Here is a 19,993-nt window from a genome sequence, read left to right as displayed (position 1 = left end):
GTCAGGCTTCCTTCACGAGGGTGCTGTCGAGGGGGATGACGGGGTCGGCGTCGTTCGGGGCGGGGATGTCGAGACCGAAGGTCGCTCCTTCACCCAGCACGCTGTCCACCCAGGCGGAGCCGCCGTGGGCATCCGTGATCGCGCGGACGATGGCCAGGCCCAGGCCGGAGCCGCGTCGGGGCGCGGTGCCCTCCCCCGACGCGCCGCCGCGGACGAAGCGCTCGAAGATGCGCTCGGCGTCCGCCGGGGCGACGCCGGGTCCCTCGTCCTGCACCCAGAGCCGCAGCATCCGCTCGGGACCTGCGCCCTCGAAGCGGGAGCCGATGCGGATGCGCGCCCCCGGCTCGGTGATCTGGACGGCGTTGGCGGCCAGTTGCAGCACGGCCTGTGTGATGCGCTGGGGGTCCAGACGCGCCCGCCCTTCGGCGACCTCCATGAGCTGCCAGCGCCGATCGCCGAGCGCCTGCGCCTTGGCTTCGATGTCGAGCGTGAGCGACGCGATGTCGCATCCGGCGACACGGACGAAGTCTGGCTGCTCGGCGCGGGCGAGCACGAGCAGGTCGGTGACGATGCGGCTCATCCGGTCGAGCTCTCCGCTCACCAGGCGCAGCGTCTCACGGCGCTCCACTGGATCGTCGCTGAGCAGTTCGAGATGTCCGCGGACGATCGTGATCGGGGTGCGCAGCTCGTGTCCGGCGTCGTCCACGAAGCGCTGCTGGGTGGCGTAGACGCCTTCGAGTCGGTCGAGCATCTGATTGAATGTGGTCGCGACGGCCGCGATGTCGTCATTGCCTTCGACCGGCACTCGGGCGGTGAGGTCGTGCTCGCTGATCTCGCGCGCCACACGATGCACCTCTCGGACCGGCGCGAGGATCTGACCGGCGACAAGCCAGGCGACCCCGGAGCTGAGCAGCAGTCCGGCGAACGCCACCCACGCGATCGTGACGACGGACTGATCCACGGCGGCGCTCTGCGCCTGGGTGAACTGCATCACCAGGAGCGAGCCCTCAGTGTCGCCCGAGGCGAAGTCCACGCGTCCCCAGCGCAGCGGCCCTGCCTCGGATGATGAGACGTTTCCGGATTTCTCCTGACTGCTGAGCAGCCGGAGGGCGAGGGCATCGCTTCCGGGGAATCCCAACGATGACTCACCCTCGACGAGCCCATTGGCCAGGGCCACGGGTTTGCCGTCGACGGCGCCGACGATGATCTCGCCCGCGTGGACGGACTGCCGGCCGAGATAGTCCGCGAGCAGTTCGTCGGCGGAGGTGAAGTCCGAGGCGGACTGGGCCAAGAACCGGTGGAACTCCTGTGCCTCCTGTTCGACGTCCGCGTTGGCGGAGCGCTCGATGTCCGCGAGGAAGATGCTGCGGCCGATCAGGCCGACCGCGAGGAGCGTGACGACCGTGCTGGCGATGATCCACGCGGTGATGCGCCAGCGCGCCGGGAGTGCGCGGAACCGGCTCCGAGGAGGTCGCGCCGGTTCGGCCGGGAACGGCTCGGCCGAAGGAGCGGGCGCCGCCATCGTCGGAATGGGCGCTGTCGTCGTGTCAGTCATCGTCGCCATCGCCTGCGTCGTCATCTCCTGCGCCGTCGTCGCCGTCGTCGTCACCTGCGCCGCCATCGTCTCCGTCGTCTCCGGCAGCACCGTCGTCTCCGGCACCACCATCGTCTCCTGCGCCGTCGTCGTCACCGGTGGCCGGCGGCGCGACCGGCGGCGCGACCGGCGCGGCGGACGGGACCGGACGCGGTGCCTCCGGCTCGGGCGTCGGAGTCGGCGTCGCGAACTCGACGACCACCGATTCCTGGGGCAGCTGCGGTGCCCCGGGCGTCTGCGCGAGCGCCATGCTTCCCGCGGCGACGACCACCGGCAGCGAGATGAGGAGGCTGGGGACGAGGATGCGGCGTGAGAAGGTCATGATCCCATGGTGTCGGCCCATTGTGAGGCGGATATGAGGCTCACATAAGGGTTTCTTCACTTTCGGCCATCCCCGGCATCCGCAAAGGGAAGACCTCAGCGTTTGCGGCCCCGGATCGCCTTGAGCGACATCTGCACCGCGATCACGACGAGGTAGGCGGCGAACAGGATGTTGCCGAGGAGTGGGTCGATCAGAGTCGCCAGCCATGCGCCGAGAGCCGTGGTCGTGCACGCGGCGACACCGATGGTCACGGCGGCGGTGAGGTCGACGTTGCGGTGACGCAGGTTGCCGATCGTGCCCGAGATCGCCGTCGGGATCATCATGAGCAGCGAGGTGCCCTTGGCCACGAGGTCGCTGGTTCCGAAGGCCAGCATGAGCACCGGCACGACGACGACTCCCCCGCCCACTCCGATGAGGCCGGACAGGATGCCGGTGCCGACGCCGACCAGCACGAGCGCGCTCCCCGACAGCCAGGTGAGTTCGAACTCGGCGCCGCGGGACGGGATCACGACGAACAGCATGATGATGACGACGACCAGGAAACCGACGAATCCCCACCGCAGGGCGGTCTGCGAGATCCGCGGCAGCAGTCGGGTGCCGATCTGCGCGCCGACGACGGCTCCGGCGGCGAGGATGATCGCCGGGATCCACGCCACCGAGCCGTGCACCGCGTACGAGATGACGCCGACGGCGGCGGTGGGGACGATCGCGGCGAGCGACGTCCCGGCGGCCAGGCGCTGGTCGAAATGCAGCAGCAGCACGAGCAGCGGCACGATGACCGTCCCGCCGCCGACGCCGAACAATCCGGACAGGACGCCCGCCAGCAGGCCGATGACGATGAAGGACGCATACGCCCGGGGGCCGCGTTGAATCCGAGCGTCAGTCACTCATCCACCCTACTCCGGGCTGGGCGGGGCCCTGTCGGCGCCTGCGCCGGTGACGATTCACGGTCCCCGTGACGAATCACGGTCCGATCCGGTCGATTCGTCCGTGAAACGTCACCGGGTCCGTGAAACGTCGCACCCGGGAACGACGAAGCCCGCCATCCCTTTCGGGGTGGCGGGCTTCGCAAAGCAAGCGGATGCTTACTCGGACTTCTCCTCGGCGGGAGCCTCTTCGGCCGGAGCCTCGGTGGTCTCCTCGACGACCTCTTCGGCCGGAGCCTCTTCGACCTTCTCGGCCTTCGGGGCAGCCTTCGCGGCCGGCTTGGCGGCCTTCTTCTTGGGCGTGACGGGCTCGAGGACGAGCTCGATCACGGCCATCGGGGCGTTGTCGCCCTTGCGGTTGCCGACCTTGGTGATGCGCGTGTAGCCACCCTCGCGATCCGCGACGAGCGGTGCGATCTCGGTGAACAGCTCGTGCACGACCGTCTTGTCGCCGATGACCGACAGCACCCGGCGACGGGCGTGCAGGTCGCCGCGCTTGGCGAAGGTGATCAGGCGCTCGGCGAGCGGACGAAGGCGCTTGGCCTTGGTCTCGGTCGTCTTGATCGACTTGTGGGTGAACAGAGCAGCCGCGAGGTTGGCAAGCATCAGGCGCTCGTGTGCGGGGCCGCCTCCGAGGCGGGGACCCTTAGTGGGCTTAGGCATATTCGTCTAACTCCTGGTCAGAATTTCGGGAAGGTCAGAAGGACTCGTCTTCGCTGCCGCCGTAGAAGTGGGCGCCGTCGAAACCGGGCACCGAATCCTTGAGCGACAGACCGAGCGAGATGAGCTTGTCGCGCACCTCGTCGACCGACTTCTGGCCGAAGTTGCGGATGTTCATGAGCTGCGTCTCCGAGAGGGCGACGAGCTCGGACACCGTGTTGATGCCCTCGCGCTTGAGGCAGTTGTACGAGCGCACGGACAGGTCGAGGTCCTCGATCGGCATCGACAGCTCGCTGGAGGCGACAGCCTCCACCGGCGCCGGGCCGATCTCGATGCCCTCGGCCTCGACGTTCAGCTCGCGGGCGAGGCCGAACAGTTCGGTGAGGGTCTTCGCAGCCGAGGCGACGGCGTCGCGGGGGCTGATCGAGGACTTGGTCTCGACGTCCAGGACGAGCTTGTCGAAGTCGGTGCGCTCCCCGGCACGGGTCGCGTCGACGCGGTAGCTGACCTTGAGAACGGGCGAGTAGATCGAGTCGATCGGGATCTGACCGGCCTCGGCGTACTCGTTGCGGTTCTGCGTGGCGGACACGTAACCGCGGCCGCGCTCGATGGTGAGCTCCAGCTCGAACTTCGCGGTGTCGTTCAGGGTCGCGATGACGAGCTCGGGGTTCTGCACCTCGACACCGGCCGGGGCCGAGATGTCCGCTGCGGTGACCTCGCCTGCGCCGGTCTTGCGCAGGTAGGCGGTGATGGGCTCGTCACGCTCGCTGGAGACGACCAGCTGCTTGATGTTGAGGATGATCTCGGTGACATCCTCCTTCACGCCGGGGATGGTGCTGAACTCGTGCAGCACGCCGTCGATGCGGATGCTGGTGACAGCAGCGCCGGGGATCGACGAGAGCAGGCTGCGACGCAGCGCGTTGCCGATGGTGTAGCCGAAACCGGGCTCGAGCGGCTCGATGATGAACCGGCTCCGGTTCTCGACGATCTTTTCCTCGGTCAGTGTGGGACGCTGTGCGATGAGCACTGTGTGTTCCTTTCGATCACATGCCCGCTATATGACATGTGGTGGGTGAGGTTCTTGAGTTGTGGAAACCTGCGGCGAGGATGCCGGTCCCGTGACGGGACCGGCATCCTCGAACGAAATCAGACGCGACGGCGCTTCGGCGGACGGCAGCCGTTGTGAGCCTGGGGCGTGACGTCCTGGATCGAACCCACCTCGAGGCCGGCGGCCTGCAGCGAGCGGATCGCGGTCTCGCGGCCCGAACCCGGACCCTTCACGAGGACGTCGACCTTCTTGACGCCGTGCTCCGCAGCCTGACGGGCGGCGGACTCGGCGGCCATGCCGGCCGCGTACGGGGTCGACTTGCGGGAGCCCTTGAAGCCCACGCCACCAGACGATGCCCACGCGATGACAGCGCCGGTCGGGTCGGTGATCGAGACGATCGTGTTGTTGAACGTCGACTTGATGTGGGCCTGGCCCAGCGCGATGTTCTTCTTTTCCTTGCGGCGCGGCTTGCGCGCGGCGGCCTTGGGTGCAGCCATGAAAGTTTTCTCCTATTCCCTGGCCGCTGCTTAGCGGGCCTTCTTCTTGCCGGCGACGGTGCGCTTCGGGCCCTTGCGGGTACGGGCGTTGGTCTTGGTGCGCTGACCGCGGACCGGAAGGCCACGACGGTGACGGATGCCCTCGTAGGAACCGATCTCGACCTTGCGGCGGATGTCTGCGGCGACCTCGCGGCGCAGGTCACCCTCCACCTTGTAGTTGCCTTCGATGTGGTCGCGGAGTGCGATGAGCTGGTCGTCGCTCAGGTCCTTCACGCGGATCGACTCGTCGATCTCGGTGGCCTTGAGGATCTCGACCGAGCGGGTACGGCCAACGCCGTAGATGTACGTAAGTGCGATCACCACGCGCTTGTCGCGCGGGATGTCAACGCCGGCAAGACGTGCCATGCGGATCTCCTGAAATGTGATGGAGGTGTGGAGCAGGATCGGTGCCCGGGCCTCCGCCCCGAGGTGTCCCCCACCGGAGTGGGTTCTGATCCTGCCTGTTGTGTATTGAGTTGTGGAGTCGGATCTGCGAGATCAGCCCTGGCGCTGCTTGTGGCGCGGGTTGCTCTTGCAGATCACCATGACGCGGCCGTGACGACGGATCACCTTGCAGTGATCGCAGATGGGCTTGACGCTGGGGTTGACCTTCATTGTGTTTCCTGTTCGCTGTCTTCACCGGGCAGGCGTGAGTGCCTGGGGTGTTACTTCTCGACCGATCAGCGGTAGCGGTAGACGATGCGGCCGCGGGTCAGGTCGTAGGGGCTGAGCTCCACGACCACGCGGTCCTCAGGGATGATGCGGATGTAGTTCTGCCGCATCTTTCCGGAGATCGTTGCAAGAACCTTGTGTCCGTTGGTGAGCTCGACGCGGAACATCGCGTTGGGCAGCGCCTCGGACACGACGCCCTCGATTTCGATGACACCGTCTTTCTTAGCCATAAACTCGCTGACGCTTCTGCAGATCGGCCGATCTGCGGTGGATGGATGGGTTGGATGCGCACCTTAGCCGGACACGCCGAACTAGGCGCAAAGCACCAAAGATCAATATTAGACGACGGCGGCGCATCCGGCAAATGGGATGCGCCGCCGTCGTGTCGATCCGGGTCGGTACGGGGCTGTGCGTGCCTCAGCCGAGGATCTCGGCGAAGCGCGTACCGATGTCGGCGTTGCTGATGCGCTCACCGTCGATGGCCACGGTCGGCGTTCCGACGCGACCCGTCTCGGGGTCCGGCGGCGTGTTCGCGACCTGGTCCTGAGCGAACTTCATGTACGTGCCGTCGGCGATGCAATCGGCGGCCGCACCGGCTCCTGCCTGCTCGGCGAAGCCTGCGAGCTGCTCGTCGGTGAGGCCGGTGGTGTTCTCCTCGGGCTGGTTCTCGAAGAGGAGGTTGAAGTAGTCCAGCGCCGCGTCCGGTGCCTCGGCGGCGACGCAGTACATCGAGCTGGCGGCACGGGACGAGTACTCGGTCCCCTGCGACGCCTGATCCAGGATGGAGATCGGGTGGATGTTCAGCGTGATCGTGTCGTTGGCTGCGGCATCCTGCAGGGCAGCACCGTAGGCATCCTCGAAGTCGCCGCAGATGGGGCACATGAAGTCGACGTACGTGTCGATCGTCGTGTCGCCCTCGCCGAAGGAGATCGCGCCCGTCTCGCCGTCGACGATGCCGGACGTCTCAGGTGCGGCTCCCGGTGCCGTGGCCTGGTTGTTCAGGAACACGACGAGCCCGCCGAGAACCACCAGGATGACGACCACAGCGGCCGAGATCCAGATGGCGAACCAGTTGGTCTTGCCCTGCGCTGCTGCCATTGCTTTCCCGTTCTCTCGAGACGCACGCGATCGCGCGGTCCACACTTCGAAGTCCTTCGGCGCGCACAGCGCCGCGCCCTCAATCCTGCCGCCCCATCCTATGCGCCCGTTGTGAGCGCCCTATCCCCCGCCGGAGGCACGCCTGGGGCGACGGGGGAACTACGCGATCGGGGTCGGCGTGACGCCGAACGGCGCGAGACCAGCGGCACCGCCGTCTGCCGCCGTCAGCACCCAGATGCCGTCGGCATGCACTGCGACGCTGTGCTCCCAGTGCGCGCCGTCGCTGCCGTCGACCGTGGAGACGGTCCAGTCGTCGTCCTCCACGAACGTGGCCTCGCCGCCGGCGGTCACCATCGGCTCGATCGCGAGCACCAGGCCGGGCTTGACCTCGGCCCCGGCATCCGGCGTCCGGTAGTTGAAGACGCTGGGCGCCTCGTGCATCTTGCGTCCGATGCCGTGTCCGACGTACTCGCGCAGGATGCCGTACTCCCCCTGCGCCTCGATGTAGTCCTGAATGGCCGCGCCGATGTCGCCGAGGTTCCGCGCAGACGCCATCGCAGCGATGCCGGCCCACATGGACCCCTCGGTCACTCGAGAGAGCTCCAGTCGAGCAGCGACCACGTCGGGCCGCGCATCATCCGGTACGACGAACGTGCGCGCGCTGTCGCCGTTCCAGCCCTGGAACTGCGCGCCGCTGTCGACGGACACGATGTCGCCGGCTTCGAGCACCCGCGAACCGGGGATGCCGTGCACGACCTGCTCGTTGACCGAGATGCACGTGGTGTGGCTGTATCCGCGCACGAGCTTGAAGTTGGACTCCGCCCCGCGCGCGAGCACGGCGGCGGATGCTGCAGCATCCACTGCCGACGTCGTCGCGCCGGGCCGGATCACCGCCGCAGCAGCATCCAGGGATGCCGCGGTGATGAGTCCTGGTTCGACCATCGCGCGCAGCTGCGCGGGGGTCTTGTAGATCGACCGGCGGAACACGCTCAGACCGTCACGCGCAGGCCGCGGGCGTCCAGCGCCGCGGAGATGCGCTCGGTGATCTCGTCGAGCGAGCCGACACCGTCGATACGGTCGACGATACCCCGGTCCGAGTACGTCTCCAGGATCGGAGCCGTCTCGTGCTCGTAGATGTCCAGGCGGTGCGCGATGGATTCCGGGGTGTCATCCGAACGTCCCTGCTCGGACGCGCGCCGCTGCAGGCGCTCGATGCTCTCGTCACGCGGAACGTCGAGGAGGATGACAGCATCCAGGGCCTCGCCGCGGGCGCTCAGAAACGACTCCAGGTGACCGACCTGCACCGCGTTTCGCGGGTAGCCGTCCAGGAGGAAGCCGTTCGCGGCATCGTCCTGCGACAGCCGGTCGCGCACGATCTCGCTCGTCAGCTCGTCCGGCACGAGGTCTCCGCGATCCAGGATCGACGTGACCTGCTGGCCGAGCTCGGTGCCGTTCTTGATGTTGGCGCGGAAGATGTCGCCGGTGGAGATGACCGGGATGCCGTAGGACTCGGCGATGCGAACACCCTGCGTGCCCTTGCCGGAGCCCTGCGGGCCGACGATGAGGAGACGTGCGGATGCTGTCATCGGAGGAGCCCTTCGTAATGGCGCTGCTGAAGCTGAGCGTCGATCTGCTTGACCGTTTCGAGACCCACACCGACGATGATGAGGATCGACGCGCCACCGAACGGGAAGTTCTGGTTGGCGTCGACCGTGGCCAGTGCCACCAGCGGGATGAGAGCGATCAGACCCAGGTAGATGGATCCGGGGAACGTGATGCGCGTCAGCACGTAGTCGAGGTACTCGGCCGTCGGACGCCCCGCACGGATGCCGGGGATGAACCCGCCGTACTTCTTCATGTTGTCGGCGACCTCGACGGGGTTGAACGTGATCGCGACGTAGAAGTACGTGAAGCCGATGATCAGCAGGAAGTACACCGCCATGTACAGCGGGTGGTCGCCGGTGGTGAAGTACTGCGAGATCCAGGTGACCCACGCGGCCGGCTCAGAGCCGTCCTGCGGGGTGTTGAACTGCGCGATCAGCATCGGGATGTACAGCAGCGACGACGCGAAGATCACCGGGATCACACCGGCCATGTTGACCTTGATCGGGATGTACGTGTTCGTGCCGCCATAGGTGCGGCGTCCGACCATGCGCTTGGCGTACTGCACCGGGATGCGACGCTGCGACTGCTCGACGAAGACGACGAGCCCCATCACGACGATGCCGACGGCGAGCACGAGGAGGAAGACCTCGAAGCCCTTGGCCTCCCAGATCATCCACATGGCGGACGGGAAGGTCGCGGCGATCGAGGTGAAGATCAGCAGCGACATGCCGTTGCCGATGCCGCGCTCGGTGACGAGCTCGGCGAACCACATGATGAGGCCGGTGCCGGCGGTCATCGTGATGATCATCAGCAGCTGCGCCCACCACACGTCGTTGGTCAGCAGGTTCTGGCAGGCCGCGATGTCGGTCGTGCCGAACAGCTGTCCGCTGCGTGCCACGGTGACGAGCGTCGTCGACTGCAGCAGCGCCAGCGCGATGGTGAGGTAGCGCGTGTACTGCGTGAGGCGGGCCTGCCCGGACTGACCCTCCTTGTGCAGGGTCTCGAAGTGCGGGATGACGACCCGCAGCAGCTGGGTGATGATCGTCGCCGTGATGTACGGCATCACACCCAGCGCGAAGATCGACAGCTGGAGCAGCGCTCCACCCGAGAAGAGGTTGACCAGGCTCAGCAGTCCCTCGGTACCCGAGGTGAGTGCAAGACACTGCTCGACGTTCGGGAAGTTCACGAACGGAGCAGGGATGTGCGAGCCGAACCGGTAGAGGGCGATGATCGCCAGGGTGAAACCGATCTTCCGACGGAGGTCGGGCGTGCGGAAGATCCGCGCAATGGCGCTAAACAAGGGATTTCCTCCAGAAAGGTCGCCGTCGACACAGCTGACGGCCGAAAGACCAGAGTAACGCACAGAGGGGCCGGAGAATTCTCCGACCCCTCTGAACTGTGGTTACTTGACGGAACCGCCGGCCGCCACGATCTTCTGCTCGGCAGAGCCCGAGACCTTGTCGACCGAGACGGTGAGCTTCACCGCGATGTCCCCGTTGCCGAGGACCTTGACCTTCTCGTTCTTGCGAACGGCACCCTTGGCGACGAGGTCGCTGACGGTGACGTCTCCACCCTTGGGGTAGAGCTCGGCGAGCTTCTCCAGGTTCACGACCTGGTACTCGACGCGGAACGGGTTCTTGAACCCGCGCAGCTTCGGGGTGCGCATGTGCAGCGGCATCTGCCCACCCTCGAATCCGACGCGAACGGTGTTGCGGGCCTTGGTGCCCTTGGTGCCACGACCGGCCGTCTTGCCCTTGGAGCCCTCACCGCGACCCACACGGGTCTTCGCGGTGTTGGCGCCGGGGACCGGACGCAGGTGGTGCACCTTCAGGACGCCGGGACGCGTGGTCGCGGCTTCCTTCTTGGCAGCAGGCTTCTTGGCGGCCGGCTTCTTGGCAGCCGGAGCCTTCTTCTCAGCCGTGGCCTTCGAGGCGGCAGCCTTGGGGGCAGCAGCCTTCTTGGTGGCCTTCTCAGCCTCGACGGCTTCGTTCTTCTCAGCCATTAGTCGATCTCCTCAACCTTGACGAGGTGGGCGACGGTCCGGACGTAACCGCGCGTCTGCGCGTCGTCGGGGCGGACGGTGGTGTCACCGATCCGCTTCAGACCGAGGCTGCGCAGCGTGTCGCGCTGGTTCTGCTTCTCGCTCACCTTGGACTTGATCTGCGTGACCTTGAGGCGCGCAGCCATCAGGCACCTACCTTCTGCGCTGCGGCCGCCTCGGCCTCCGCGCGGACGAGACGCGCCGGTGCGACCTGGTCGAACTCGAGGCCACGACGTGCGGCGACCGCACGGGGCTCCTCGAGCTGCTTCAGGGCGGCAACCGTCGCGTGCACGATGTTGATCGTGTTCGACGAGCCGAGCGACTTCGACAGCACGTCGTGGATACCGGCGCACTCGAGCACGGCGCGAACCGGACCACCGGCGATGACACCGGTACCGGCGGCAGCCGGACGAAGCAGCACGACACCGGCCGCGGCCTCACCCTGCACGGGGTGCGGGATGGTCTTGGCGACGCGCGGAACGCGGAAGAAGTTGCGCTTGGCCTCTTCGACACCCTTCGAGATGGCCAGGGGCACCTCACGGGCCTTGCCGTAGCCGACGCCGACCAGACCGTTGCCGTCACCGACGACCACGAGGGCGGTGAAGCTGAAGCGACGTCCACCCTTCACGACCTTGGAGACGCGGTTGATGGTGACGACGCGCTCGAGGAACTGGTTGTCCCCACGGTCGCGCGAGTTGCGGTCACGTCCACCCTGGTTGCGGTCACGACCGCCACGGCGGCCTTCGCGCTGCGGCTCGGCCTGCGTGGTGCCGGCGGCCGTCTCGGAAGTGGCAGGTGCCGCTTCGGTCACTTCGTTCTCCTTGTTGTCACTCACAGTGCCAGCCCTCCTTCACGAGCGCCATCGGCGATCGCCGCGACACGACCCGCGTAGCGGTTGCCGCCACGGTCGAACACGGCTTCGGAAACGCCGGCGGCCTTCGCGCGCTCGGCGACGAGCTCGCCGACCTTGCGGGCCTTGGCGGTCTTGTCACCTTCGAAACCACGGACGTCGGTCTCGAGCGTGGATGCCGAGGCGACCGTGTGGCCCTTGCTGTCGTCGACCAGCTGGACGAAGACGTGACGGGCGGAGCGGTTGACGACCAGACGCGGACGCAGCTCGGTGCCGACGATCTTCTTGCGGAGACGGGCGTGACGACGCGCGCGGGCGTCAGACTTTGACTTGAGAGCCATGGTTACTTACCACTCTTTCCGGCCTTGCGACGCACGACCTCGCCCGCGTAGCGGACACCCTTGCCCTTGTACGGCTCGGGCTTGCGGATCTTGCGGATGTTCGCAGCTGCCTCGCCGACAGCCTGCTTGTCGATGCCACTGACCGTGAGCTTGTTGTTGCCCTCGACCGTCAGGGTGATGCCGGCGGGCGGGTCGATCAGAACCGGGTGCGAGAAGCCGAGGGCGAACTCGACCGAGCTGCCCTTCTGCTGCACGCGGTAACCGGTGCCGACGACCTCGAGGCCCTTGGTGTAGCCCTGGGTGACGCCGATGATGTTGTTGTTGATGAGCGTGCGGGTCAGGCCGTGAAGCGACCGCGACTCGCGCTCGTCGTCGGGACGAGAGACGAGAACCTGGTTCTCCTCGACCGCGACCTCGATGGGGCTGGCCACCGTCAGGGTGAGCTCACCCTTGGGGCCCTTCACCGCGACCACACGGTCATCGACCGAAACGGTCACGCCCGCGGGAATCTCGATGGGAAGTCGTCCAATACGCGACATTTCGTATCACCACACGTAGGCGAGAACTTCTCCGCCCACGCCCTTCTGCTCTGCCTGACGGTCGGTGAGGAGACCGGAGGAGGTGGACAGGATGGCGACGCCGAGGCCGCCGAGGACCTTCGGAAGCTCCGTGGACTTCGCGTAGACGCGGAGGCCGGGCTTCGAAACGCGCTTGATGCCGGCGATGGAACGCTCACGGTTGGGACCGTACTTGAGCGCCAGCGTGAGGTTCTTGCCGACGCGAGCGTCGGTGACCTCCCAGCTGGAGATGTAGCCCTCCTGCTGGAGGATCTCAGCGATGTGCGTCTTCAGCTTGCTCGACGGGAGCGTCACGGAGTCGTGGTGCGCCGAGTTCGCGTTGCGCAGACGGGTCAGCATGTCTGCGACCGGGTCTGTCATTGTCATTGTGTTCTTCTTTCAGTCATGAGGTTCCGGCTGCCGTTACACGACAGACGGCCTGCGATGAGCACGCAATCTTCAATTGTACGGCACGCGGGGAGGGCGCCTTGCGGCGTCCCTCCCCGCGTCACCGCATCACGCCTGGGCGTCTTCGGACTTGAAGGGGAAGCCGAGGTGACGCAGAAGTGCGCGACCCTCGTCATCCGTCTTCGCCGTCGTCACCACGGTGATGTCGAAGCCGCGAACGCGGTCGATCTTGTCCTGATCGATCTCGTGGAACACGCTCTGCTCCTGGAGACCGAAGGTGTAGTTGCCGTTGCCGTCGAACTGCTTGGCCGAGAGACCGCGGAAGTCGCGGATACGGGGCAGTGCGAGCGAGACCAGGCGGTCGATGAACTCCCACGCACGGTCGCCACGGAGGGTGACGTGCGCGCCGATGGCCTGGCCCTCGCGCAGCTTGAACTGCGCGATGGACTTGCGGGCCTTCGTGACGATCGGCTTCTGGCCGGTGATCTTGGTGAGGTCCTCGACCGCACCATCGATCACCTTGCTGTCGCGAGCCGCCTCACCGACACCGGTGTTGACGACGACCTTGACGATGCCGGGGATCTGCATCACATTCTGGTAGCCGAACTCTTCCTGCAGCTTCTGCTGGATCTCGGCCTTGTACTTCTGCTTCAGGCGCGGCTGGATCTTGCCAGCCGGCGCGGCAGTGTCGGTGCTCATCAGAGGTCCTTACCTGACTTCTTCGCGTAACGCACACGGACGGTGCGCTTCACGCCGTCCTTGGTCTGCTCCTCGACGCGGTGGCCGACACGGGTCGGCTTCTTGCTCGAGGGGTCGACGACCTGGACGTTGGAGATGTGGATGGGAGCCTCGATGGTCTCGATGCCGCCCGTCTTCGTGCCGCGCTGCGTCTGGCCGACGCGCGTGTGCTTGGTGACGTAGTTGACGCCCTCGACGATGACGCGGTTCTCGGCCACGAGGACCTCAAGAACCTTGCCCTGCTTGCCGCGGTCGCCGCCCTTGTCCTGCTTGCGGCCCGTGATGACCTGAACCAGGTCGCCCTTCTTGATGTTCGCCATGATCAAATGACCTCCGGGGCGAGCGAGACGATCTTCATGAACTTCTTGTCGCGAAGCTCACGACCGACCGGTCCGAAGATACGGGTGCCGCGGGGCTCCCCGTCGTTCTTCAGGATCACGGCGGCGTTCTCGTCGAACTTGATGTACGAGCCGTCGGGACGGCGCGTCTCCTTCTTGGTGCGGACGATGACCGCCTTGACGACATCGCCCTTCTTCACGTTTCCGCCGGGGATCGCGTCCTTGACGGTCGCGACGATGGTGTCACCCAGGCCGGCGTAACGACGGCGCGAGCCGCCGAGAACGCGGATGGTGAGCAGTTCCTTCGCGCCGGTGTTGTCGGCGACCTTGAGGCGGGACTCCTGCTGAATCACTTGGCCTTCTCCAGAATCTCAACCAGACGCCAGCGCTTGGTGGCGCTGAGCGGCCGGGTCTCGTTGATGAGGACCAGGTCGCCGATGCCGGCGGTGTTGCCCTCGTCGTGCGCCTTCACCTTGGAGGTGCGGCGGATGACCTTGCCGTACAGCGGGTGCTTCACGCGGTCCTCGACCTCGACGACGATGGTCTTGTCCATCTTGTCGCTGACGACGTACCCGCGGCGGGCCTTGCGGTAACCGCGAGCGTCCACGTCGCGCACGTCGTGCTCGGCGTGCTCGACGGTGCTCGCCTTGGCGGCAGCCTTCTTCTCAGCCATTACTCGGCCTCCTCCTTCGGCGCCTCAGCCGAGTCGGCCTTCTTCGCCTTTGCCTTGGACGCCTTCTTGGCCGGAGCCTCGACGGGAGCGGGCGTCGCACGGATGCCCAGCTCGCGCTCGCGGATCACGGTGTACAGGCGCGCGATGTCGCGCTTGACGGCGCGGATGCGGCCGTGGCTTTCCAGCTGGCCGGTGGCCGACTGGAAACGGAGGTTGAACAGCTCCTCCTTGGCCTTACGCAGCTCCTCGACGAGGCGCTGGTCTTCGAACGTGTCGAGCTCGCTGGGAGCGAGCTCCTTGGTGCCGATCGCCATTACGCGTCGCCCTCCTCGCGCTTGATGATGCGTGCCTTGAGAGGCAGCTTGTGAATGGCACGGGTCAGTGCTTCGCGAGCGAGTTCCTCGCTGACGCCGGCGACCTCGAAGAGGACGCGACCCGGCTTGACGTTGGCGACCCACCACTCCGGCGAACCCTTACCGGAACCCATGCGGGTTTCGGCCGGCTTCTTGGTGAGCGGACGGTCGGGGTAGATGTTGATCCACACCTTGCCACCGCGCTTGATGTGACGGGTCATCGCGATACGAGCGGACTCGATCTGACGGTTCGTCACATACGCGGGGGTGAGCGCCTGGATACCGTACTCGCCGAAGGAGACCTTCGTGCCGCCGGTTGCCTGGCCGCTGCGCCCCGGGTGGTGCTGCTTGCGGAACTTGACCTTACGGGGAATAAGCATCAGGCAGACGCTCCTTCTGCGACGGGGGCCTCGTTGCGAGGACCACGGCGACGGTCGCCACCGCGGTCGTCACGACCGCGCGACTTGGGCGCGTTGGCCTGCTCGCGAGCGAGTTCCTTGTTGGTGAGGTCACCCTTGTAGATCCAGACCTTCACGCCGATGCGGCCGAAGGTGGTCTTGGCCTCGTAGAAGCCGTAGTCGATGTTCGCGCGCAGCGTGTGCAGCGGCACACGACCCTCGCGGTAGAACTCCGAACGGCTCATCTCGGCGCCGCCGAGACGGCCGGAGACCTGGATGCGGATGCCCTTGGCGCCGGCGCGCTGAGCGCCCTGCAGACCCTTGCGCATCGCACGACGGAACGCCACACGAGCAGAGAGCTGCTCGGCGATGCCCTGCGCGACGAGCTGAGCGTCGGCCTCGGGGTTCTTGACCTCGAGGATGTTCAGCTGGATCTGCTTGCCGGTGAGCTTCTCGAGGTCGCCACGGATGCGCTCGGCCTCAGCACCACGACGACCGATGACGATACCGGGGCGCGCGGTGTGGATGTCCACACGCACGCGGTCACGGGTCCGCTCGATCTCGATGTTACTGACGCCGGCGCGGTCCAGCTGCGTCTGCAGCAGGCGACGGATCTTGATGTCCTCGGCGACGTAGTCCGCGTAGCGCTGACCCGGCTTCGTCGAGTCAGAGAACCAGCGCGAGACGTGGTCGGTGGTGATACCGAGGCGGAAGCCGTACGGGTTTACCTTCTGTCCCATTACTTGCTCGCCTTCTTCTTGCTGTCACCCTCGGCCGCGGCAGCGACCTCCGGCGTCGAGAGCACGACCGTGATGTGGCTCGTGCGCTTCTTGATCTGGAAAGCGCGACCCTGTGCACGGGGGCGGAAACGCTTGAGCGTCGTGCCCTCGTCGACGTAGGCGTTAGCCACGTACAGGTCCTGCTCGTCGAGGTACTCGCCGTCACGATCCGCCTTGACCTGCGCGTTGGCCATGGCCGACGCGACAAGCTTGTAGATCGGCTCACTGGCGCTCTGCGGTGCGAACTTCAGGATCGCCAGAGCTTCCTGGGCCTGCTTGCCCTTGATGAGCGCGACGACACGACGAGCCTTCTGAGGGGTCACGCGGATGTGTCGCACGCGTGCGATGGACTCCACCATTTCTCTCTCCTCTATCGCCCCGCGTCAGCGGCGGCGGCCCTTCTTGTCGTCCTTCTCGTGGCCGCGGAAGGTGCGGGTGGGCGCGAACTCGCCCAGCTTGTGACCGACCATGGTCTCGGTCACGAACACAGGGATGTGCTTGCGACCGTCGTGGACGGCGATGGTGTGTCCCAGCATGGCGGGGATGATCATCGAGCGTCGCGACCAGGTCTTGATGACGTTCTTCGTGCCGGCTTCGTTCTGCACGACCACCTTGCGAAGCAGGTGCTCGTCGACGAAGGGGCCCTTCTTAAGACTGCGAGGCATCTTCTCTTACTCCTACTTGCGCTTCTTGCCGGCGTTACGACGACGCACGATGTACTTGTCGCTTTCCTTGTTGGCGTGGCGGGTGCGACCCTCAGCCTGACCCCAAGGAGTGACGGGGTGACGTCCACCGGACGTCTTGCCCTCGCCACCACCGTGCGGGTGGTCGACCGGGTTCATGGCGACACCACGGACGGTCGGGCGGACGCCCAACCAGCGCTTGCGGCCGGCCTTGCCCCAGTTGATGTTCGACTGCTCGGCGTTGCCGACCTCGCCGATGGTGGCGCGGCAGCGTGCGTCGACGTTGCGGATCTCACCGGACGGCAGACGAAGCTGCGCGAAGGCGCCATCCTTGGCGACGAGACGCACCGAAGTCCCCGCCGAGCGAGCCAGCTTCGCGCCGCCGCCGGGGCGGAGCTCGATCGCGTGGATCACGGTACCGGTGGGGATGTTCTTCAGCGGCAGGTTGTTGCCCGGCTTGATGTCAGCCGATGCACCCGACTCGACGATGTCGCCCTGGTTCAGCTTGTTCGGCGCGATGATGTAGCGCTTCTCGCCGTCGAAGTAGTGCAGCAGTGCGATGCGTGCGGTGCGGTTGGGGTCGTACTCGATGTGAGCGACCCGAGCGTTGACGCCGTCCTTGTCATTGCGACGGAAGTCGATGACACGGTACTGGCGCTTGTGGCCACCACCGATGTGACGGGTCGTGATGCGGCCCTGGTTGTTACGGCCACCGGTCTTCGACAGGGGACGCAGCAGCGACTTCTCGGGCGTCGATCGGGTGATCTCGGCGAAGTCGGCCACCGACGAACCGCGACGACCCGGGGTCGTGGGCTTGTACTTGCGAATAGCCATGATTGTCCTTTATCCCCCGGATCAGCCGATTGCCGTGAAGATGTCGATGGTGCCCGACTTCAGGGTGACGATGGCGCGCTTGGTGTCCTTGCGCTTGCCGGTGCCGAAGCGGGTGCGACGGGCCTTGCCGACGCGGTTGATCGTGTTGACCGCTGCGACCTTGACGTCGAAGATCTTCTCGATGGCGAGCTTGATCTCCGTCTTGGAGGCGCGCGGGTCCACGAGGAACGTGTACTTGCCCTCGTCGATGAGCGAGTAGCTCTTCTCGGACACGACCGGCTTCAGGATGATGTCGCGCGGGTCCTTGTTGAGAGCGGTCGTCAGGACGGTTGCCTGCTCGGTCATGCCGAGACCTCCTCGGTTGCGCCGGTCTTCGAAGCGATGAACGCCTCGAGCGCGGCCTTGGTGAAGACGATGTCGTCGGAGACGAGCACGTCGTAGGCGTTGAGCTGGTCGTAGGTGAGCCAGTGAACGTCCGGCAGGTTGCGGACGGACTTGAGCGTCACCTCATCGTCACGCTGGGTGACGACCAGGATGTTCTTCGGACCGGCGACCTGTGCGAGCAGGCTCGACGCGGTCTTGGTCGAAGGAGCGGAGTCGATGCCGAAGGTCTCGACCACGTGCAGACGCTCGCCGCGGAAGCGGTCGCTCAGCGCGCCCAGGAGGGCGGCCGCGATCATCTTCTTGGGGGTGCGCTGCGCGTAGTTGCGCGGCTTCGGTCCGTGGACGATGCCACCACCGGTCATGTGCGGCGCGCGGATGGAACCCTGACGGGCGTTACCCGTGCCCTTCTGCTTGAAGGGCTTGCGGCCTGCACCGGAGACCTCACCGCGACGCTTGGTCGAGTGGGTGCCCTGACGCGCAGCGGCGAGCTGTGCGACGACGACCTGGTGGATCAGCGGGATGTTCGTCTTGACGTCGAAGAGCTCGGCGGGCAGCTCGATGGAGCCGGCCTTCTTGCCGTCGGCCTTCAGAACGTCGAGCGCGAGAGTCGAGTCAGCCATGTTCAGGCACCCTTCACTGCGTTGCGGACGTAGACGACGCGGCCACGCGCACCGGGGACGGCGCCCTTGACGAGCATGAGTCCCTTCTCGGCGTCGATGGCGTGCACCGTGAGGTTGAGGACGGTCACGCGCTCGCCACCCATACGGCCGGCCATGCGCATGCCCTTGAAGACGCGGCTCGGAGTCGACGATGCGCCGATGGAGCCGGGCTTGCGGTGGTTGCGGTGGGAACCGTGCGATGCCGAGACGCCCTTGAAGTTGTGGCGCTTCATGACACCCGCGGTGCCCTTGCCCTTGCTCGTGCCGACGACGTCGACCAGCTGGCCGGCCTCGAAGAGACCGTCGACCGTGAGCTCCTGGCCCAGCGCGTAGTCAGCGGCATCCGCGGTGCGGATCTCGGTGACGTGGCGACGCGGCGTGACGCCGGCGGCCTCGAAGTGAGCGGAGAGGGGCTTGTTGACCTTGCGGGGGTCGATCTGGCCCGCGGCGATCTGAACGGCGTTGTAACCGTCCTTCTCGGGGGTGCGGACCTGCGTGACCACGTTGGGTGCGAGCTCGATGACGGTGACGGGAACGATCTTGCCGTTCTCGTCCCACACCTGCGTCATGCCGAGCTTGGTGCCCAGCAGACCCTTGGAAATCTTTGCGTTGATGTCAGCCATGTCGATCCTCAGAGCTTGATCTCGATGTTGACGTCAGCCGGCAGGTCGAGACGCATCAGCGAGTCGACGGCCTTGGGCGTCGGGTCGACGATGTCGATCAGACGCTTGTGGGTGCGCATCTCGAAGTGCTCGCGGCTGTCCTTGTACTTGTGGGGCGACCGGATGACGCACACGACGTTCTTCTCGGTCGGAAGCGGCACGGGGCCGACGACGGTTGCGCCCGCACGGGTCACAGTGTCGACGATCTTGCGCGCCGACGTGTCGATGACCTCGTGGTCATACGACTTCAGGCGAATGCGGATCTTCTGTCCCGCCATTTGTCTGCTCACTCTCTTTAAGCGTCTTACCGTCCTGGGCCGGGTGACCCAGGGGCATTGGACGCACGATGACGCTGTTCGCGCCTCGGCACTCGACAGGCTCCGGAGAACCGATCTGCGCACCACTGTTCTTCTGTCAGTCCGCACGCCTCGCGGCGCACGGCAGAACCTCTCAGCAGAGGTGTCGGGGATGTTCTTCTACCCGCGGCCTAGAACCCTGCTGCCTCGAGAAGAGGCGCCGTCTATGCACTGCCCTGGTAGTGATCCGCGAGGCACGCATAGCGCACCCCAGGAATGTGGAACTTACCTATTGTGCCATGGGTGATTTCGGTTCTGCAAACCCGGGCGTGTCGCGCCGGCATCCGAGGGGAAGATCGTGGGACGAGGCATCCCCATGCCTCGCCCCACGCGGGGATGCGTTCAGCGCGAGGGGGCGCGCCGAACGCGGGGGTCGGGGCGTGAAGGGACGCCCCGATCCCCGTCGGTGGCATGGCGGATCGACTGCCGTGTCGGCAGCGCGCGACACGCAGAAGGCGTCGCAGACGCATCGATCCCC

The 19,993-nt window shown here is 66.1% G+C and carries 33 protein-coding genes; all 33 read right to left on the bottom strand.

Going from position 1 to position 19,993, the window contains the following annotated elements; genetic code table 11:
* Position 1 precedes the first annotated feature (1 nt).
* On the bottom strand, positions 2-1,660 hold the full coding sequence (locus ACI7YT_RS04110; RefSeq protein WP_406249208.1) for a sensor histidine kinase: 1,659 nt from the start codon (positions 1,658-1,660) through the stop codon (positions 2-4).
* Entirely contained in the window at positions 1,548-1,916 is a 369-nt protein-coding gene (locus tag ACI7YT_RS04105) for a hypothetical protein (RefSeq protein ID WP_406249207.1), read from the bottom strand. Before ACI7YT_RS04105 ends, ACI7YT_RS04110 begins: the two co-directional genes overlap by 113 nt.
* A 95-nt stretch (positions 1,917-2,011) precedes the next feature.
* Positions 2,012-2,803 carry a sulfite exporter TauE/SafE family protein gene (locus ACI7YT_RS04100; protein WP_406249206.1) on the bottom strand — a complete coding sequence of 264 codons (792 nt, stop codon included), beginning with the start codon at positions 2,801-2,803 and terminating at the stop codon, positions 2,012-2,014.
* Between the two features lie 198 nt (positions 2,804-3,001).
* The gene (gene rplQ, locus ACI7YT_RS04095) at positions 3,002-3,505 is read right to left on the bottom strand and encodes a 50S ribosomal protein L17 (protein WP_406249205.1); all 504 of its coding nucleotides are present in this window, start codon (positions 3,503-3,505) and stop codon (positions 3,002-3,004) included.
* A gap of 34 nt (positions 3,506-3,539) precedes the next feature.
* Positions 3,540-4,529 carry a DNA-directed RNA polymerase subunit alpha gene (locus tag ACI7YT_RS04090; RefSeq protein ID WP_376180671.1) on the bottom strand — a complete coding sequence of 330 codons (990 nt, stop codon included), beginning with the start codon at positions 4,527-4,529 and terminating at the stop codon, positions 3,540-3,542.
* Positions 4,530-4,648: 119 nt separating this feature from the next.
* Positions 4,649-5,047 carry a 30S ribosomal protein S11 gene (rpsK, locus tag ACI7YT_RS04085; protein WP_376180669.1) on the bottom strand — a complete coding sequence of 133 codons (399 nt, stop codon included), beginning with the start codon at positions 5,045-5,047 and terminating at the stop codon, positions 4,649-4,651.
* A gap of 30 nt (positions 5,048-5,077) precedes the next feature.
* Entirely contained in the window at positions 5,078-5,452 is a 375-nt protein-coding gene (rpsM, locus tag ACI7YT_RS04080) for a 30S ribosomal protein S13 (RefSeq protein WP_017829190.1), read from the bottom strand.
* Between the two features lie 132 nt (positions 5,453-5,584).
* A complete protein-coding gene (gene rpmJ / locus ACI7YT_RS04075) occupies positions 5,585-5,701 on the bottom strand; it encodes a 50S ribosomal protein L36 (RefSeq protein WP_005050492.1) in 117 nt (38 codons plus the stop codon).
* 65 nt (positions 5,702-5,766) lie between these two features.
* Positions 5,767-5,988: a translation initiation factor IF-1 gene (gene infA / locus ACI7YT_RS04070; RefSeq protein WP_005050493.1), complete on the bottom strand. Its 222-nt coding sequence runs from the start codon at positions 5,986-5,988 to the stop codon at positions 5,767-5,769.
* 187 nt (positions 5,989-6,175) lie between these two features.
* Positions 6,176-6,856, bottom strand: coding sequence for a DsbA family protein (locus ACI7YT_RS04065; protein ID WP_406249204.1), 681 nt, complete (start codon positions 6,854-6,856; stop codon positions 6,176-6,178).
* Between the two features lie 159 nt (positions 6,857-7,015).
* Positions 7,016-7,843 carry a type I methionyl aminopeptidase gene (gene map / locus ACI7YT_RS04060; RefSeq protein ID WP_406249203.1) on the bottom strand — a complete coding sequence of 276 codons (828 nt, stop codon included), beginning with the start codon at positions 7,841-7,843 and terminating at the stop codon, positions 7,016-7,018.
* A 2-nt stretch (positions 7,844-7,845) separates the two neighbouring features.
* Entirely contained in the window at positions 7,846-8,442 is a 597-nt protein-coding gene (locus ACI7YT_RS04055; protein WP_406249202.1) for an adenylate kinase, read from the bottom strand.
* A complete protein-coding gene (secY, locus tag ACI7YT_RS04050; protein ID WP_406249201.1) occupies positions 8,439-9,761 on the bottom strand; it encodes a preprotein translocase subunit SecY in 1,323 nt (440 codons plus the stop codon). Before secY ends, ACI7YT_RS04055 begins: the two co-directional genes overlap by 4 nt.
* A 102-nt stretch (positions 9,762-9,863) precedes the next feature.
* Positions 9,864-10,463: a 50S ribosomal protein L15 gene (rplO, locus tag ACI7YT_RS04045; protein ID WP_406249200.1), complete on the bottom strand. Its 600-nt coding sequence runs from the start codon at positions 10,461-10,463 to the stop codon at positions 9,864-9,866.
* Positions 10,463-10,648: a 50S ribosomal protein L30 gene (gene rpmD, locus ACI7YT_RS04040; protein ID WP_179432942.1), complete on the bottom strand. Its 186-nt coding sequence runs from the start codon at positions 10,646-10,648 to the stop codon at positions 10,463-10,465. The genes rplO and rpmD overlap by 1 nt, the downstream gene beginning before the upstream one ends.
* The gene (gene rpsE / locus ACI7YT_RS04035) at positions 10,648-11,337 is read right to left on the bottom strand and encodes a 30S ribosomal protein S5 (RefSeq protein WP_406249199.1); all 690 of its coding nucleotides are present in this window, start codon (positions 11,335-11,337) and stop codon (positions 10,648-10,650) included. Before rpsE ends, rpmD begins: the two co-directional genes overlap by 1 nt.
* Complete coding sequence (gene rplR, locus ACI7YT_RS04030; protein WP_406249198.1) at positions 11,334-11,693, bottom strand: 50S ribosomal protein L18; 360 nt, start codon at positions 11,691-11,693, stop codon at positions 11,334-11,336. Before rplR ends, rpsE begins: the two co-directional genes overlap by 4 nt.
* Before the next feature lie 2 nt (positions 11,694-11,695).
* The gene (gene rplF, locus ACI7YT_RS04025) at positions 11,696-12,232 is read right to left on the bottom strand and encodes a 50S ribosomal protein L6 (RefSeq protein WP_406249197.1); all 537 of its coding nucleotides are present in this window, start codon (positions 12,230-12,232) and stop codon (positions 11,696-11,698) included.
* 6 nt (positions 12,233-12,238) lie between these two features.
* Positions 12,239-12,637 (bottom strand): 30S ribosomal protein S8, encoded by a 399-nt coding sequence (rpsH, locus tag ACI7YT_RS04020; RefSeq protein ID WP_406249196.1) that lies wholly within the window; start codon positions 12,635-12,637, stop codon positions 12,239-12,241.
* A 129-nt stretch (positions 12,638-12,766) separates the two neighbouring features.
* Positions 12,767-13,357 (bottom strand): 50S ribosomal protein L5, encoded by a 591-nt coding sequence (gene rplE, locus ACI7YT_RS04015; protein ID WP_406249195.1) that lies wholly within the window; start codon positions 13,355-13,357, stop codon positions 12,767-12,769.
* On the bottom strand, positions 13,357-13,716 hold the full coding sequence (gene rplX / locus ACI7YT_RS04010; protein WP_406249194.1) for a 50S ribosomal protein L24: 360 nt from the start codon (positions 13,714-13,716) through the stop codon (positions 13,357-13,359). Before rplX ends, rplE begins: the two co-directional genes overlap by 1 nt.
* A 2-nt stretch (positions 13,717-13,718) precedes the next feature.
* Entirely contained in the window at positions 13,719-14,087 is a 369-nt protein-coding gene (gene rplN / locus ACI7YT_RS04005; RefSeq protein WP_025102399.1) for a 50S ribosomal protein L14, read from the bottom strand.
* Positions 14,084-14,407, bottom strand: coding sequence for a 30S ribosomal protein S17 (gene rpsQ / locus ACI7YT_RS04000; RefSeq protein ID WP_406249193.1), 324 nt, complete (start codon positions 14,405-14,407; stop codon positions 14,084-14,086). Before rpsQ ends, rplN begins: the two co-directional genes overlap by 4 nt.
* Positions 14,407-14,721 (bottom strand): 50S ribosomal protein L29, encoded by a 315-nt coding sequence (gene rpmC / locus ACI7YT_RS03995; protein WP_264156994.1) that lies wholly within the window; start codon positions 14,719-14,721, stop codon positions 14,407-14,409. The genes rpsQ and rpmC overlap by 1 nt, the downstream gene beginning before the upstream one ends.
* The gene (rplP, locus tag ACI7YT_RS03990) at positions 14,721-15,140 is read right to left on the bottom strand and encodes a 50S ribosomal protein L16 (protein WP_046013411.1); all 420 of its coding nucleotides are present in this window, start codon (positions 15,138-15,140) and stop codon (positions 14,721-14,723) included. The genes rpmC and rplP overlap by 1 nt, the downstream gene beginning before the upstream one ends.
* Entirely contained in the window at positions 15,140-15,898 is a 759-nt protein-coding gene (gene rpsC / locus ACI7YT_RS03985) for a 30S ribosomal protein S3 (protein WP_406249192.1), read from the bottom strand. Before rpsC ends, rplP begins: the two co-directional genes overlap by 1 nt.
* Positions 15,898-16,296: a 50S ribosomal protein L22 gene (gene rplV, locus ACI7YT_RS03980; protein ID WP_147037973.1), complete on the bottom strand. Its 399-nt coding sequence runs from the start codon at positions 16,294-16,296 to the stop codon at positions 15,898-15,900. The genes rpsC and rplV overlap by 1 nt, the downstream gene beginning before the upstream one ends.
* A 24-nt stretch (positions 16,297-16,320) precedes the next feature.
* Complete coding sequence (rpsS, locus tag ACI7YT_RS03975; RefSeq protein ID WP_120229702.1) at positions 16,321-16,602, bottom strand: 30S ribosomal protein S19; 282 nt, start codon at positions 16,600-16,602, stop codon at positions 16,321-16,323.
* A 12-nt stretch (positions 16,603-16,614) separates the two neighbouring features.
* Entirely contained in the window at positions 16,615-17,454 is an 840-nt protein-coding gene (rplB, locus tag ACI7YT_RS03970) for a 50S ribosomal protein L2 (protein WP_406249191.1), read from the bottom strand.
* A 21-nt stretch (positions 17,455-17,475) separates the two neighbouring features.
* Positions 17,476-17,799 (bottom strand): 50S ribosomal protein L23, encoded by a 324-nt coding sequence (gene rplW / locus ACI7YT_RS03965; RefSeq protein WP_264156990.1) that lies wholly within the window; start codon positions 17,797-17,799, stop codon positions 17,476-17,478.
* Positions 17,796-18,458, bottom strand: coding sequence for a 50S ribosomal protein L4 (rplD, locus tag ACI7YT_RS03960; RefSeq protein ID WP_406249190.1), 663 nt, complete (start codon positions 18,456-18,458; stop codon positions 17,796-17,798). The genes rplW and rplD overlap by 4 nt, the downstream gene beginning before the upstream one ends.
* A gap of 2 nt (positions 18,459-18,460) precedes the next feature.
* Positions 18,461-19,120 carry a 50S ribosomal protein L3 gene (rplC, locus tag ACI7YT_RS03955; protein WP_406249189.1) on the bottom strand — a complete coding sequence of 220 codons (660 nt, stop codon included), beginning with the start codon at positions 19,118-19,120 and terminating at the stop codon, positions 18,461-18,463.
* A gap of 8 nt (positions 19,121-19,128) precedes the next feature.
* A complete protein-coding gene (gene rpsJ, locus ACI7YT_RS03950) occupies positions 19,129-19,437 on the bottom strand; it encodes a 30S ribosomal protein S10 (RefSeq protein ID WP_017201594.1) in 309 nt (102 codons plus the stop codon).
* Positions 19,438-19,993: the final 556 nt, after the last annotated feature.

It is taken from the genome of Microbacterium sp. M, assembly GCF_045181065.1.
Taxonomy (GTDB): Bacteria; Actinomycetota; Actinomycetes; order Actinomycetales; family Microbacteriaceae; genus Microbacterium.
The sequence above is the reverse complement of the archived record's forward strand: the minus strand, read 5'-3'. Positions and strand labels throughout refer to the sequence as shown.

Bases quoted from the DNA above. Each gene is read 5' to 3' on its own strand.
- rplC (WP_406249189.1), bottom strand. From the start codon at position 19,120: ATGGCTGACATCAACGCAAAGATTTCCAAGGGTCTGCTGGGCACCAAG.
- rplQ (WP_406249205.1), bottom strand. From the start codon at position 3,505: ATGCCTAAGCCCACTAAGGGTCCCCGCCTCGGAGGCGGCCCCGCACAC.
- ACI7YT_RS04055 (WP_406249202.1), bottom strand. From the start codon at position 8,442: ATGACAGCATCCGCACGTCTCCTCATCGTCGGCCCGCAGGGCTCCGGC.
- infA (WP_005050493.1), bottom strand. From the start codon at position 5,988: ATGGCTAAGAAAGACGGTGTCATCGAAATCGAGGGCGTCGTGTCCGAG.
- rpsC (WP_406249192.1), bottom strand. From the start codon at position 15,898: ATGGGACAGAAGGTAAACCCGTACGGCTTCCGCCTCGGTATCACCACC.
- rpsQ (WP_406249193.1), bottom strand. From the start codon at position 14,407: ATGGCTGAGAAGAAGGCTGCCGCCAAGGCGAGCACCGTCGAGCACGCC.
- rplO (WP_406249200.1), bottom strand. From the start codon at position 10,463: ATGGCTGAGAAGAACGAAGCCGTCGAGGCTGAGAAGGCCACCAAGAAG.
- rplD (WP_406249190.1), bottom strand. From the start codon at position 18,458: ATGGCTGACTCGACTCTCGCGCTCGACGTTCTGAAGGCCGACGGCAAG.
- ACI7YT_RS04065 (WP_406249204.1), bottom strand. From the start codon at position 6,856: ATGGCAGCAGCGCAGGGCAAGACCAACTGGTTCGCCATCTGGATCTCG.
- rpsK (WP_376180669.1), bottom strand. From the start codon at position 5,047: ATGGCTGCACCCAAGGCCGCCGCGCGCAAGCCGCGCCGCAAGGAAAAG.
- rplF (WP_406249197.1), bottom strand. From the start codon at position 12,232: ATGTCGCGTATTGGACGACTTCCCATCGAGATTCCCGCGGGCGTGACC.
- rpsM (WP_017829190.1), bottom strand. From the start codon at position 5,452: ATGGCACGTCTTGCCGGCGTTGACATCCCGCGCGACAAGCGCGTGGTG.
- rpsH (WP_406249196.1), bottom strand. From the start codon at position 12,637: ATGACAATGACAGACCCGGTCGCAGACATGCTGACCCGTCTGCGCAAC.
- rpmD (WP_179432942.1), bottom strand. From the start codon at position 10,648: ATGGCTGCGCGCCTCAAGGTCACGCAGATCAAGTCCAAGGTGAGCGAG.
- rplX (WP_406249194.1), bottom strand. From the start codon at position 13,716: ATGGCGAACATCAAGAAGGGCGACCTGGTTCAGGTCATCACGGGCCGC.
- rpsJ (WP_017201594.1), bottom strand. From the start codon at position 19,437: ATGGCGGGACAGAAGATCCGCATTCGCCTGAAGTCGTATGACCACGAG.
- ACI7YT_RS04105 (WP_406249207.1), bottom strand. From the start codon at position 1,916: ATGACCTTCTCACGCCGCATCCTCGTCCCCAGCCTCCTCATCTCGCTG.
- rplR (WP_406249198.1), bottom strand. From the start codon at position 11,693: ATGGCTCTCAAGTCAAAGTCTGACGCCCGCGCGCGTCGTCACGCCCGT.
- rplB (WP_406249191.1), bottom strand. From the start codon at position 17,454: ATGGCTATTCGCAAGTACAAGCCCACGACCCCGGGTCGTCGCGGTTCG.
- rplW (WP_264156990.1), bottom strand. From the start codon at position 17,799: ATGACCGAGCAGGCAACCGTCCTGACGACCGCTCTCAACAAGGACCCG.
- rplV (WP_147037973.1), bottom strand. From the start codon at position 16,296: ATGGTGGAGTCCATCGCACGCGTGCGACACATCCGCGTGACCCCTCAG.
- rpsS (WP_120229702.1), bottom strand. From the start codon at position 16,602: ATGCCTCGCAGTCTTAAGAAGGGCCCCTTCGTCGACGAGCACCTGCTT.
- rpmJ (WP_005050492.1), bottom strand. From the start codon at position 5,701: ATGAAGGTCAACCCCAGCGTCAAGCCCATCTGCGATCACTGCAAGGTG.
- rplE (WP_406249195.1), bottom strand. From the start codon at position 13,357: ATGAGCACCGACACTGCCGCGCCGGCTGGCAAGATCCAGCCGCGCCTG.
- rplP (WP_046013411.1), bottom strand. From the start codon at position 15,140: ATGCTTATTCCCCGTAAGGTCAAGTTCCGCAAGCAGCACCACCCGGGG.
- rpmC (WP_264156994.1), bottom strand. From the start codon at position 14,721: ATGGCGATCGGCACCAAGGAGCTCGCTCCCAGCGAGCTCGACACGTTC.